A 13,383-nucleotide genomic window follows, 5' to 3' on the forward strand; every position below is an offset into this window, starting at 1 on the left:
GCCTTGTTCGATAGCGAAAGAGGTTTACAACCCGAAAGCCTTCATCCCCCACGCGGCGTCGCTGCATCAGGCTTTCGCCCATTGTGCAATATCCCCCACTGCTGCCTCCCGTAGGAGTCTGGGCCGTATCTCAGTCCCAATGTGGCCGGTCACCCTCTCAGGCCGGCTACCCGTCACCGCCTTGGTAGGCCATCACCCCACCAACAAGCTGATAGGCCGCGAGCCCATCCCCCTTCACACAAAAGCTTTCCCAACACCCCCATGCGAGAGCGCCAGAATATTCGGTATTAGACCCCGTTTCCAAGGCTTATCCCAAAAAGGAGGGCAGGTTACCCACGTATTACTCACCCGTTCGCCACTAATCCACCCACAACAAGTTGCAGGCTTCATCGTTCGACTTGCATGTGTTAAGCACGCCGCCAGCGTTCGTCCTGAGCCAGGATCAAACTCTCCACAAAAAACTGTAAAGAGCAAGACAACATCTAGCTCAACAAAAAAATAAATAACAAGAACAAAAACACCACCAACAAACAAACCAAACACACCCACATATAACAAACGAATGCATCCAGTCTTCATTGTTGGCGTGCTAACTGTCCTTGCACACACCCACACAACCACCAGGAAACCAACAATCAGTAATCAGTCAACCTGGCCCGGTTGTGTGAACAAAAAATTCACGTAAAAAATATATTAGTCAGACACGCTATTAAGCATCCAAACACCATATCCACACCCCACACCAACCATCCACATCAAACAGACTGGTTGATCCAGGGAGAATCATTCACGCTCAAGAAGAGCAACCCCGTTAGCCTACCACCACCAAGCATTCCCAGCAAACCGGGAAGCTCGTGGCCTTGGCCACTCACAGGGATTTGTTTGCCGCTCCGGGCCCTTACCGGGCTCTCGGCGACGGATAACAAGCTTACAAGCCCACCCCGCTAGACGCAAATCAAACCAGAGAGACACCCACCACACACCCGAGGGAACCGCGTCGGAGTTTCCTAGACAGCTGCCACACTCTCGCGAACCGCCTGCGCCACCGCAGCGGCAGCCCGCTCGTCAAAGGCAGAAACGATGATGTAATCCGGATTCGCTTCCTCCCCGACCAGATCAGCGAGCGCCTTAGCCGCGGCCAGCAGCATCGTGTCACTGACCTCGGTGGCATGAGCGTCGAGCAAACCGCGGAAGATCCCGGGGAAAGCCAGCACGTTATTGATCTGATTCGGGTAGTCCGAACGGCCAGTTGCCACCACCGCGGCGTGCTCGCGCGCGATTTCGGGAGCAATTTCCGGGGTGGGATTAGCCAGGGCGAAAACGATGGCATCTTTGGCCATGGTGTCCAGAGCTGCGCCGTCGAGAATATTAGGGCCGGAAACGCCGATAAACACATCCGCACCCTGCAGGGCCGCACGCACATCGCCGTCGATCTGCCGGGGATTGGTGCGGCCCGCAACCCAGGCGTGACCGGGGTTGATTTCGCTGCGGAAGGGACCGAGAGTGCCGGCGCGGTCCACGGCAATGATGTCCCGCACCCCGTATTCCAGTAGTAAGCGAATAATCGCGGTGCCGGCGGCGCCGATTCCGCATACCACCACGCGTGCGTCTGCGGGTTTTTTCCCAACCACACGCAGCGCGGTGATGAGGGCGGCCAGCACCACAACGGCGGTGCCGTGCTGGTCGTCGTGGAAGACCGGGATATCAAGTTCCGCGCGCAGGCGTTTTTCGATCTCGAAGCAGCGCGGGGCGGAGATATCTTCCAGATTGATACCGGCATACGCAGGGGCGATGGCTCGCACCGCCGCAATGATTTCCTCGGTATCGGTGGTGGCCAGGGGCACCGGCCAGGCATCCACGCCCGCGAAACGCCTGAAGAGCGCGGCCTTCCCCTCCATGACCGGGAGGGAGGCCAGCGGCCCGATATCGCCCAGGCCGAGCACCGCGGTGCCGTCTGTCACCACGGCCACGGTATTGGATTTCACCGTGTAGCGGCGGGCCAGTTCCGGCTGGGCGTGAATCGCTTCGCAGACTTTGGCCACCCCGGGCGTGTATACCCGGGCCAGGTCCTCGCGGTTTTCGATGGCGGCCGTCGCGTGGGTTTCTAATTTGCCGCCTTCGTGGGCTGCAAAAATCTCGCGTTGGGAGGGAGGTGGCACGAACTGCTGGGCCTCACCCGAAGGCGATGCCACGTCAGATTGTTGCTCTGTCCCTGCTTGTGTTCGCGCCACCTGCGCCTCCTTCACGAGATATGCCCGGTTTCGTCCGGGTTCGCTACCGCGCCTTTTCGGCCCGGTTCACCACCGCCGCTTTACTCGGCCGCGGCGCGCTCCATAATGAGGGCGCGCACGGCACCGGCGTCGGCCTTACCGTGGGTCGCCTTCATGACGGCACCGATAATGGCACCGGCGGCCTGCACCTTTCCGCCGCGAATTTTTTCGACGACGTCAGGGTTGGCAGCCAGGGCCTCATCCACGGCCTTCTCCAGAGCTCCGCTATCGGAAACGATCTCCAGATTGCGCGCGGCAACAACCTCCTCCGGGCTGCCTTCCCCGGCGAGGACTCCCGCCAGCGCCTGGCGGCCCAGCTTGTCATTGAGCCGCCCGCTCTGGACCAGGCCGTCCAGCTCGGCAACCGCCTCCGGGGTAATGGGGGCGTCCTCGAGTTCGACGTCGTTATCCTTGGCGTAGCGGGCGATATCACCCATCCACCATTTGCGGGCTCCGGCGGGCGTTGCCCCGGCCCGGACGGTGGCGTCCACCAGATCCACCGCGCCGGCGTTGATAAGATCGCGCAATTCCTCCGGGGAAAGCTCCCACTCCTCGGTGATACGGGCGCGCTTCGCCGCCGGCAGTTCGGGCAGCCCCGCGCACACCTCCTCCACGTACTCGGGAGTGCAGATCACCGGAACCAGATCCGGTTCGGGGAAGTAGCGGTAGTCATCCGCGTCCGACTTCACGCGCCCGGCAATGGTGCCCTGGATTTCTTCCTTGTAATGGCGCGTTTCCTGGAGAATCGTGCCACCGGCAGCCAGGATGGCAGCCTGGCGGGAGATCTCGTAGCGAATGGTGTTTTCGATACCGCGGAAAGAATTGACATTCTTCGTTTCGGTACGGGTGCCGAAAGGAGCATCCGGGCTTTCCCGCAGGGACACATTGACATCCGCGCGGATATTGCCGCGTTCCATCCGCCCCTCGGAAATGCCGAGCGCCCGCACCAGTTCGCGGATCCCACGCACGTACGCGCCGGCGATCTCCGGGGCGTTCTTCCCCACCCCGGTGGCCGGATCGGAAACGATCTCAATCAGCGGCACCCCGGAACGGTTGTAATCCACCAGCGAGTAGCGCGCCCCCTGGAGGCGCCCATCGGCCCCACCCACGTGGGTGTTCTTCCCGGCGTCTTCTTCCAGATGCGCGTGTTCGATGGGGAAACGGTAGGGAGTGCCGTCGGCCAGCTCGATATCCAGGTAGCCGCCCAGGATAATCGGCTGGGCGTTCTGGGTGATCTGGTAGGCCTTGGGCAGATCCGGGTAGAAGTAGTTCTTGCGTTCGAAACGCGAGAGCTCGTTAATGCGGGAATTGAGGGCCAGGCCCAGCTTCACCGCGTATTCCACCGCCGCCTCGTTGACCACCGGGAGCGAACCGGGAAGCCCAAGGGAGACCGGCTGCACATCGGTATTGGGTTCAGCACCGAAAGCCACGGGTGCGGCGTCGAAAATCTTGGTGTGTGTGGACAGCTCCACGTGCACTTCCAAACCGATCACCGGGTCGAAACGCGCGACGGCGTCCTCGTAATTCATGAGTTCATCCATGCTTTATTCCTCCCAATCCCGCGCGGGGCAGGCAGCGGGGACGTTGTGGCCGAGCGCGGCGTCGATAGCCGCGGCCACCCGGTACATGAGGGCGTCCGCCCGGGCCGGGCTGAGAATCTGCAAGCCCACCGGCAGCCCTTCCGAGAGCCCGGCCGGCAGCGAAATACCCGGGATTCCGGCCAGGTTGGCGGGAATGGTGGCGATGTCGTTGAGGTACATGGCCAGCGGGTCGTTCGTTTTCGAGCCGAAGGGGAAGGCCACCGTGGGCGAAGTGGGCGATACGATCACGTGGCACCGGGCGAAAGCCTGCTCCAGATCACGCTGAACCAGGGTGCGGACCCGCAGGGCCGCGCCGTAGAAGGCATCGAAATTCCCGGCGGAGAGCACGTGGGTGCCCAGGATAATGCGGCGTTTGACTTCCTCACCGAAACCGGCCGCGCGGGTAGCGCGCATCACGGTTTCCGCGGTGACCGGCCCTTCTTCGGGTTCCACCCGCAGGCCGTAGCGCATTCCGTCGAAACGGGCCAGGTTGGAGGAAACCTCGGCGGGCATGATGAGGTAGTAGGCGGCCAGCGAATAGTGGAAACTGGGGCAGGAAAGCTCCACCGTTTCCGCGCCGAGTTCGCGCATGCGCGCCACCGCGTTTTCGAAAGCCTCGAGCACGCCGGGCGCGTAGCCCTCCCCGTGCATTTCTTCCACGAGCCCCACCTTGAGGCCCGCGAGCGGGCGCTCCGGATCACTTCCGGCACCGTCCCAGCTCCCGGCTTCGCCGTGGCAGGCCGCCACCAGGCCGGAAGGCGTATCGGGAAGCGAGGTGGAATCGTGGGGATCGTGCCCGCTGAGCAGCTCCTGGAGCAGCGCGGCATCTTCCACGGTGCGGGTGACCGGCCCGATCTGGTCCAGCGAGGATGCCATGGCGATCAAACCGAAGCGGGACACCGCCCCGTAGGTGGGTTTTGTTCCCACCGTTCCGGTGACCGCGGCCGGCTGGCGGATCGACCCGCCGGTATCGGAACCGAGGGCGAGCGGCACCATAAACGCACCGACGGCCGCGGCGCTACCGCCGCCCGAACCGCCCGGAATCCGGTCCAGATCCCAGGGGTTGCGCGAGGGCCCGAAAGCGGAATGCTCCGTGGAGGACCCCATCGCGAATTCGTCCATATTGGTTTTGCCCACGATAGGGAGCCGGGCTTCTTTAATTTTTACGACGACGCTCGCATCGTACGGCGGGCGCCACCCTTCCAAGATTTTCGACGCCGCGGTGGTGGGAATCCCGCGGGTGCAAATATTGTCCTTTACCGCGATGGGGATACCGGCCAGCGGGTGGAGTTCCTGGCCTTCCGCGCGGGCGGCATCCACCCCGCGGGCCACCTCCAGGGCACCCTCCCGATCTACGTACAGGAAAGCGTTCACCTTGGGGTTGAGCGCCTCGATGCGATCCAGGCAGGCGGTGGTGAGTTCCACGGAGGTGATCTCCCCCGCGCGCAGCAGCGCGGAAAGTTCAGCGGCGGACTTGAGCAACAAGCTATTCATTTATTCCTCCCCCATAATGCGCGGGACGAGGAATTTACCTTCTTCGGCGGCCGGGGCCGCGGCGAGGACTTCCTCACGATCAAGGGTTTCCCCCGGAATATCGGGGCGTTTGACATTGGCCAGCGGGAGCGGATTATAGGTAAAGGGAATATCCGGGCTAACAACTTCGGATACCGCCTTCACTGCATCCTCGATGACGGAAAGCTCACCGGCCATTTTTTCGGCTTCGGCATCCGTCAGGGCGATGCGGGATAGCTCCGCTAAGCGCGCTACCTCTTCCTTAGAAAATGACGACATGGCTCAAGTCTACGCGGTTGCACCGCGCGATGGCGCACCCGTGGATTAGTGAGAAGCGGGGAGCGTCTACAATTGGCGCTATGACTGAGTGGACTTCGCGCCGGGTGCTGCGCACGGCGGGTATGCTCGCGGCCGCGGCGCCTTTGGCCGCCGCGGGCGCCGTCGTCGTTGTAGATGAAATGCGCAAACGCCGCACCCCACCGGTCAGTTCCTACCCGCATCTGCCCCCGCAAGAAGTGCAGGTCGGGCGTGACCACGCGATCTTGTATACGGGTGCCGCGGATGTGTACCGCGCGATGCTCGCCGATATTAATAATGCGCGGGACCATATTTATTTCGAGTGGTTTATTGTCAAAGCGGATCACGTGGGGCACCGTTTCCGCGACGCGCTTATCGCGGCGGCGCACCGCGGGGTGCAGGTCCATGTGCTGCTGGACACCTGGGGGAATCTCAATCAGCCGCCCTCGTTCCGGCACCCGCCGCGGATCGCGAATCTGCACTGGATGAATTTCCCGCTGGTGCGCACCGGTATTTTAACCGGGCGTTCGCGCGATAAAGGGCGCGATCACCGCAAAATCTTGACGGTGGACGGGCGCGTCGGCTACGTGGGTGGCTACAATATTGGCGGCCTGTACGTGACCGAATGGCGCGATACCCACCTGCGCGTGGAGGGTCCCTCGGTGTGGGAGCTGGATGTGGCTTTTGTGGATATGTGGAATGCCTACCGCAAGCGCGATCATCCCACCCTGCGCCGCGCCCTCACCCACCACTGGGATTCGCGCATGCGGGCGGTCACGAATTCCCCCGCGCATAATACTTATCCTATTTCTTCGCTGTATTTGGACGCGCTGGCGCGCTCCTCGCAGCGGGCCTGGATCACCATGGGGTATTTCATTCCGGATGCGCCCATGCTCGACGCGCTCACCGACGCGGCCGAACGCGGCGTGGACGTGCGGATTCTTATCCCGCAGTACTCCAATCATATTTATACGGATTGGGTGGGGCGGCCGCATTACGAGCGGCTGCTGCGCGCCGGGGTGCGGATTTTCCTCTACCAGGACGCCATGATTCACGCGAAAACCATGACGATGGATTCCACCTGGTCTACCGTGGGGACCGCGAATATTGACCGGCTGTCCCTGCGGGGGAATTTCGAAATTAATATGTCGATTCACGATGCCGGTTTCGCGGCCGTGATGGAAAAGATTTTCGAATTCGACCTGCGGAATACCCGCGAACTCACTCTGGGGGAATGGGACCAGCGCGGCACGCTGGCACGGGTAACCGAAAAGGTCATGGCTCCGCTCGCGCCGCTGCTTTAGGCGGGCAGCTGGCCGGTGCGCAGCAGCTCGGTGAATTCTGCTTCACTCAGGCGCGGGATACCGAGTTCTTCAGCCTTGGCGGCTTTCGACCCGGCGTTCTCCCCCACCACCACCGCGGTGGTTTTCTTGGAAACCGAGCCGGCGGCTTTCCCGCCGTGCTTGAGGATCGCTTCTTTGACCGAATCGCGGGTATAGCCCTCCAGGGAGCCGGTGGCCACAATGGTCATGCCCGCCAGCGTTTGGGGAACCTGCTCCGCGGCCGCGGTATCATCGGCGAAAACTACCCCGGCGGCTTCCCATTGCTCAATAATCTCCAGATGCCAGGGCACCTCGAACCATTCCTTAAAGGAGCGGGCGATAATCTCCCCCACGCCGTCCACCGCGGAGAGTTCCTCCACGGAAGCGGCGCGCAGCTGCGCCAAATCCGGGAACGCCGCCGCGAGCGCGCGGGCCGCGGTGGGGCCGACGTGCCGGATGGAGAGGGCCACGAGTTTGCGCCAGAGTTCTTTGCCGCGGGCTTTTTCCAGCTCGGTGAGCATGGTGAGGAGGGCTTTGCCGGGTTCGCTTTCTTTGGTGATGACGCGTTGGCCGGCGCTGCTTCCCCACGTGGGTTTGGTCCAGGCGGCGCGCACGTAGCGGTAGTCGCCGGTGGGTTGGCCGGCATTGCGGATTTCTTTCCATACCCAGGTGGTGGCTACGTCCGCGGCTTGTACCGCGAAAAGTCCGGCTTCGCTGTGGAGCACCGGTTCTTGGGGTTCGGGAACACCCAGGCTGCGAGCCACGGCGGGTGGGATAATCACCTCGGAGTCGAGGATGGCGCCGTCGCCGTCCACAATGCCCAGGTCGCGTGCCGCTTCGCGTGCGAGGCGCAGGGTTTTTTTGCGCCCGTCGGTACCTTCGATTTCGAGGCGGTGGCCGCTGGCGAGGGCGATGAGTGCTTCGCGGCGCCGGGCGTCCGGGTTGGTGAGCCAGAGGGCGGTTTCCTCGCCGAGCGCTTCCACGTCCAGCGCCCCGCGCGAGCCGATATGGACCACGCGTTCGGCCAGTTGGGCGGGGCAGGATTGCGCATTGGGGCAGCGCATATCCACATCGCCTTCCTGGGCGGGGGCGAGGGTGGCCCCGCAGGAGGGGCAGGCGCGCGGCATGACCCATTCGCGTTCGGTGCCGTCGCGCTCGAGGAGGACCGGGCCGACCACTTCGGGGATAACATCCCCGGCTTTGCGCACGATCACGACGTCGCCGATGCGCACGCCTTTGCGGGCTACTTCTTCGCGGTTGTGGAGGGTGGCTTGGGTGACGACCGAGCCGTCTACGAGCACGGGTTCCATAATGGCGTAGGGGGTGGCGCGCCCGGTGCGGCCCACATTGACCTGGATATCCAGGAGGGTGGTTTCCACTTCTTCGGGTGGGTATTTATAGGCGATGGCCCAGCGCGGGACGCGGGAGGTGTAGCCGAGCCCGGCCTGCGCCGCGCGGTCATTGACTTTGAGGACGGCGCCGTCGATCCCGTGGATGAGATCGTAGCGGTGGGCGGCCAGGTCTGCCACGAAGGCCTCGATATCTTCCCAGTTGGAGGCGAGTTTGGTGTAGGGGGAAATGGGCAGACCCCAGCGCGCGAATGCTTCGTATACGCCGGCCTGGGTGGAGAGCGTTTCGGCTAGGGAGGCGGGCACGCCCGCGAGCGCCCCGATGCCGTGGGCGATAAAGGAGAGCGGGCGGGAGGCGGTGACGGCCGGGTCTTTTTGGCGCAGCGAGCCGGCCGCGGCATTGCGCGGGTTGGCGAATTCGCGGCAGGAGCGGATGATGCGGTTGGCTTCGCGCACCGCTGCGGTATCCCCAATCTGTTCCGCGGCCGCGCGCTCGCGTTCGGCTGCTTCGCGGCGCTCGCGCTGCTCGGCGTTGAATTGCGCGAAATCGGCGAGAGGGAAGAAAACTTCCCCGCGTACTTCCATGACCTCCGGAATATCGCTGCCGCGCAGGCGCTGCGGAATGGCGGCGATGGTGGCGATATTGCGGGTGACATCTTCCCCGGTCACGCCGTCCCCGCGGGTGGCGGCCACGGTGAGCGCGCCGTTGTTATAGCGCAGGTTGATCGCGAGGCCGTCGATTTTTGCTTCCGCGGTGACGGCGGTGCCTGATGCCTCGGATACTCCCGGGAGCGCGGCGTACCAAGCGCGCAGATCCTCGAGGGAAAAGACATCCTGGAGGGAGTAGAGGCGCTCGCGGTGGAGCACCGGCGCGAAGGGCTGAGCATCGGGCACCGGCGCGCCGCCGAGCTCAGAGTTGGCGCCTTGCTCCCGTTCGGCACCGGGCTCCCGTCCCCCGCCGAGCTCCGGTTCAGTACCTTCATCCACCATCGCGCCCGCAGCCAGCGTGGCTGCGCCGTCGTTCTTCACCGGTGCCCCGACGGCGCGGCTGGGCGAATCCGGTGCCGCGAGCTCCGGGTAGCGTGCTTCCAGATCGCGCAGCTCGTGAATGAGGCGGTCGTAGTGGTCATCCGTCATGAGCGGATCGGCCCCGGAATGGTAGGCAATCTGCGCGCGGGTCAGCGTGGGGGCAATCTCATTCCAACGGCGGCGGGCCTCGTCAATGCTCATGCCCCTATTGTCCCTCACCACCCGGTTACCTCAAACCCCCAGCGCGCGGCGGGCCACCCCATAGTCGTTTAAGCCTGGAATAACAAGTGAGTAGCCCGGAAAGGACGGGCGTTGAAATATCACACCTGTGGGCTCTTTACCGCGGCTGCGCTCTTTGCAAAGATATATGGGTCTCACATACGGCTATATCCCGCAGAGGCGGGAATGCCCCGCGCTGGCGGGGAAAAGGAGGATTCATGGATTGGCGTTCGCGTGCCGCGTGCCTGACGGAAGACCCGGAGCTTTTCTTCCCGATTGGTAGTTCGGCCTCGGCCCTGGCCCAAACGGATCGGGCCAAGCGGGTATGCCAGGAATGTACCGTCCGTGACGACTGCTTGAATTACGCCCTCGAACATAACCAGGATTCAGGTGTGTGGGGTGGCACCTCCGAAGATGAACGCCGCCGGCTGCGCCGCCGCACCGCCCGCGCCCGCCGAGTGCGCGAACTTGCCTCCTAAGGCGAACCGGCCCAAGTCCTACCAGCCCACGTGCTTTGCGCGTGGGCTGCGTCGTCGTACTTAGTGGGCTGCGTCCTCGTACTTAATCTTTACGCGCGCCGGGAGAGGAAACTATTTTTCATCCGTGGGCGGTAGCCCGGCCGTCACATTAATCGTGAGCGTGACGGTGGTCCCCCCACCTTCCCGCGCCTCCCATTTAATGGTGCCGTGCAATTCGCCTTCCACCATGGTGCGCACAATCCGGGTGCCCAGGCCCTGCTTGACGCCGGTGGTGGGCAAGCCCACGCCGTCGTCGCTCACCTGCACCGTGAGAACGTCACCTTCACGGTCCGCGCTCACCACAATATGACCGCCGTGCGGCAGGCCGTGTTCCACCGCGTTGGAGACCAGTTCGTTGAGGACAACGGCCAGGCGGGTGGCGGTATTTGCGTCCACCATTCCGAATTCCCCGCGCACCTCGGAAGAAACACGCACATCCGTGGAGGCAATATCGGTGGCCATGGTGATAAGCGGGGTGAGGACCTCGGAAAAGTCCACGATTTCGTCCACGGTTTGGGAGAGAATCTGGTGCACGAGGGCAATGGTTTCCACGCGGCGCTGCGCCTCGGAGAGCACCTCGATCACCTTTTTATCGTCGGCGCGGCGCGCCTGCATCCGTAGCAGCGCCGAAACGGTCTGCAAATTATTTTTGACGCGGTGGTTGATTTCGCGGATCGTGGTGTCTTTGCTGACCAGCTCCAATTCGCGCCGGCGCAGCTCGCTAATATCGCGCGAGAGCACCACGGCGCCCACGTGCTTGCCGTCCTTCCACAGCGGCACCGCGCGCAGGGAGAGCACCGCCCCGCGCAATTCGAGCTCCGTCATCCACGGGGCACGCCCGAGCAGCACCACCGGCAACGCATCATCCAAGCGAGTTTCCGCGTCAATACTCGAAGTGATTTGCTCGGCGAGCAGCTGGCCTTCAAAAGTGGAACGAATCCCGAGGCGGTGCAGATTAGAAACCGCATTCGGGCTATTGAAAATCACCGCGCCGTCGGCATCGATGTGGGTGAAGCCATCCGTGACGCGCGGGGCGCCGTGGCGGAAACCGCTCGGGGTACCCTCCATGGGGAACAGGCCCTGGGTGACCATATCGAGGAGCTGCTCTTCAATTTCCTCATAGGAGGAATGCCGCAGCACCGTTTCTTTGCGCGAACGCTGCGAATACACCAGGGCGAGCACCGCGAAAGGATCCTCACCCGCCCGGCGCACCGGATAGCCTTCGTAACGCAGGCCGTGAATATAAACGGTGCCGCGCTGGCCGGTGGCGATAATCTCCCGGAATTTCTCCGAATCGGCCGGATCGAAAGTCATATTGACCACGTCATTATCGAGCGCGGTGGCATTGGTGGCCGGGCGGCAGGCCGCCGCGATAATGAAGCGTTCATCCTGGAGCGGGGTGACCAGCACGAGGTCCGCGAAGGAAAAATCGGAGAGTAACTGCCAGTCCCCCACCAGCTGATGCAACCATTCGCGTTGCGAAGCGGAGAGCGTTTGGGACCGTTCCAAGATATGACCGAGAGATGGCATACCCCTAAGAGTAGTCGCTCGCGCGAGTACACTAGTAGTTCCGCGTTAGTTATATTCACGGCAGTGCGAGGGCCGGGCTGCGCCGGCGGTGGAGGCCGGGTGGGGCGGCGCCGCGCTGCGCCGTCGTTCTATCCACGAAGGGAAGCCCGCATGGCCGCACGCCACCNGTGGGCACTGGCGGAGATGGTCAGCGCGCATCCCGTTCCCGGCGGGCACGGCACCATCGCAGGGGCTTATCTGGGGAACCTGGGGGCTTTTGTAACGCGCTGGAATCTGGCGGTCACCTACATTGTGGCGGTGGGCGCGGAAGTGACGGCCGGCGCGAAATACCTCCAGCACTGGCTGCCCCAGCTCAATAGCGCGGTGGGAACGGTGGCCTGTTCCCTCTTTATTGTGGGCCTGAATATGGCCACGGTGCGGCTGTACGGCACCGCGGAATACTGGTTCTCCATGATTAAAGTGGCCGCCATTTCAGTTTTTATTCTGCTGGGTCTCATTATTATTTTTGTGGGGCTGCCCGCGAGCGAACCGGTGGGGCTGGTCAATCTCACCGAGCACGGCGGGTTTATGCCGCTGGGCGCCGGCTCGGTTTTCATTGCCGCATGCATGGCGGTTTTTTCCTTCGGTGGGATTGAAACGGTCTCGGTCACGGCCGCGGAATCGGGGAATCCCCGTTACGATATTCCGCGCGCCGCGCACACCATGATTTGGCGGCTGCTGCTCTTCTACGTGGGGGCGATTGCGGTGGTGGTGGCGATGCAGCCATGGACGGTCACCGCCGAGCCGCTCCACGATATTTCCCAATCACCTTTCGTGCACGCGCTGGATGCCGCCGCGATTCCCGCCGCCGGGCATATTATGAACGCGGTGCTCCTGGTGGCGGCGCTGAGCGCTGCGAACGGGTGCCTCTACACCTCCTCGCGCATGATTCACGCCCTGGCAACCGACCGCATGGCCCCCGCTTTTGCCGCGCGCACCACCCCGAAGGGCACCCCGCGCGGTGCGGTCACTTTGGCGATGGTGGGAATGGTGGTCGCCTGTATTTTGGCGCTCACCTCCCCGCAGGCCGGCTTCTCGTATTTGTACGGCTGCGCTACGGTCGGGACCCTGCTCACCTGGGCTTTAGTGATGGCCACTCATATTGCTTTTCGACGATGCCGCAAGCAGCTGGGACTCGAGCTCCCATCGGCTCGCCTCTGGGGCGCCCCGGTGACGAATCTGGCCGTCATGGCCGGCTGCCTGGCTATTTTTGTGGCGCTCTTCTGGCTCATGCCGGTAGCCTGGTATGCCGGGCTGCCCTATCTGGGTATCCTTCTTCTTATCTATGTTTTTCTGGATCGGGTGCGCGGGCTGCCCGCGCCGCGCGATCTAGCCGGTGAGGAAGCTGGGCGAGGTGCTGCGGCCTCGCATGGCGGCGATGCTGCGCGGGGAACCGAGGCCACGCACGGCACCGAAGCTGCGCGCGGTACCGAGGCTGCGCGTAATGCCGCGGCCGGGAGCGAAGGAGCTACAACTAATGGAGTCAGCGAAAACTAAACGTTGGATGTGGGCCGGGGCGAGCTCTATTGCTGCCGGCCTCCTCCCCCTTCTTCTCACCGTCATTCTCCAGCGCGGCTGGTGGGTGCCGTGGGCGCTGCTGCTGGTGATTGGCGGTGTTGAAATTGCGTACGGGTTGCTGGTGGGTAGGCGTGCTGAGATTCGTGGCAACACTGATACCGAAATAAGGATGTAGATATTGGGTGTTGCGATGAAAGCTA

Annotated in this window: 10 protein-coding genes and 1 other annotated feature; of the genes, 4 read left to right on the plus strand and 6 right to left on the minus strand. The window is 63.1% G+C overall.

Features of this window, described 5'->3' with window-relative positions:
• Positions 1–421 (minus strand) — a sequence feature (16S ribosomal RNA rRNA prediction is too short).
• 586 nt (positions 422–1,007) lie between these two features.
• From CZ322_RS00535 to gatC, 4 genes are all read right to left on the minus strand, one after another.
• Positions 1,008–2,192 carry an NAD(P)-dependent malic enzyme gene (locus CZ322_RS00535; RefSeq protein ID WP_234984537.1) on the minus strand — a complete coding sequence of 395 codons (1,185 nt, stop codon included), beginning with the start codon at positions 2,190–2,192 and terminating at the stop codon, positions 1,008–1,010.
• 119 nt (positions 2,193–2,311) lie between these two features.
• Positions 2,312–3,811 carry an Asp-tRNA(Asn)/Glu-tRNA(Gln) amidotransferase subunit GatB gene (gatB, locus tag CZ322_RS00540; protein ID WP_087069775.1) on the minus strand — a complete coding sequence of 500 codons (1,500 nt, stop codon included), beginning with the start codon at positions 3,809–3,811 and terminating at the stop codon, positions 2,312–2,314.
• Positions 3,812–3,814: 3 nt separating this feature from the next.
• A complete protein-coding gene (gene gatA, locus CZ322_RS00545; protein WP_087069776.1) occupies positions 3,815–5,344 on the minus strand; it encodes an Asp-tRNA(Asn)/Glu-tRNA(Gln) amidotransferase subunit GatA in 1,530 nt (509 codons plus the stop codon).
• The gene (gene gatC, locus CZ322_RS00550) at positions 5,345–5,641 is read right to left on the minus strand and encodes an Asp-tRNA(Asn)/Glu-tRNA(Gln) amidotransferase subunit GatC (protein WP_026429253.1); all 297 of its coding nucleotides are present in this window, start codon (positions 5,639–5,641) and stop codon (positions 5,345–5,347) included. It abuts the gene before it with no gap.
• A gap of 80 nt (positions 5,642–5,721) precedes the next feature.
• Here gatC and CZ322_RS00555 point away from each other — a divergent pair, with 80 nt between their 5' ends.
• The gene (locus CZ322_RS00555) at positions 5,722–6,963 is read left to right on the plus strand and encodes a phospholipase D-like domain-containing protein (protein WP_087069777.1); all 1,242 of its coding nucleotides are present in this window, start codon (positions 5,722–5,724) and stop codon (positions 6,961–6,963) included.
• Here CZ322_RS00555 and ligA read toward each other — a convergent pair.
• Positions 6,960–9,560 (minus strand): NAD-dependent DNA ligase LigA, encoded by a 2,601-nt coding sequence (gene ligA, locus CZ322_RS00560; protein ID WP_087069778.1) that lies wholly within the window; start codon positions 9,558–9,560, stop codon positions 6,960–6,962. The genes CZ322_RS00555 and ligA overlap by 4 nt on opposite strands.
• Positions 9,561–9,796: 236 nt before the next feature.
• Between ligA and CZ322_RS00565 the strand changes: the two genes are divergently transcribed.
• On the plus strand, positions 9,797–10,057 hold the full coding sequence (locus CZ322_RS00565) for a WhiB family transcriptional regulator (protein ID WP_016441656.1): 261 nt from the start codon (positions 9,797–9,799) through the stop codon (positions 10,055–10,057).
• 111 nt (positions 10,058–10,168) lie between these two features.
• On the opposite strand, the gene CZ322_RS00570 is transcribed toward CZ322_RS00565, so the two are convergent.
• Entirely contained in the window at positions 10,169–11,626 is a 1,458-nt protein-coding gene (locus tag CZ322_RS00570; protein WP_087069779.1) for a sensor histidine kinase, read from the minus strand.
• A 150-nt stretch (positions 11,627–11,776) separates the two neighbouring features.
• Between CZ322_RS00570 and CZ322_RS00575 the strand changes: the two genes are divergently transcribed.
• Together CZ322_RS00575 and CZ322_RS00580 are read left to right on the plus strand one after the other, a co-directional pair.
• Complete coding sequence (locus CZ322_RS00575; RefSeq protein ID WP_234984395.1) at positions 11,777–13,162, plus strand: amino acid permease; 1,386 nt, start codon at positions 11,777–11,779, stop codon at positions 13,160–13,162.
• Positions 13,143–13,358 (plus strand): hypothetical protein, encoded by a 216-nt coding sequence (locus tag CZ322_RS00580; protein WP_087069780.1) that lies wholly within the window; start codon positions 13,143–13,145, stop codon positions 13,356–13,358. Before CZ322_RS00575 ends, CZ322_RS00580 begins: the two co-directional genes overlap by 20 nt.
• Positions 13,359–13,383: the final 25 nt, after the last annotated feature.

Source organism: Actinotignum timonense (genome assembly GCF_900155575.1).
Lineage (GTDB): Bacteria > Actinomycetota > Actinomycetes > Actinomycetales > Actinomycetaceae > Actinotignum > Actinotignum timonense.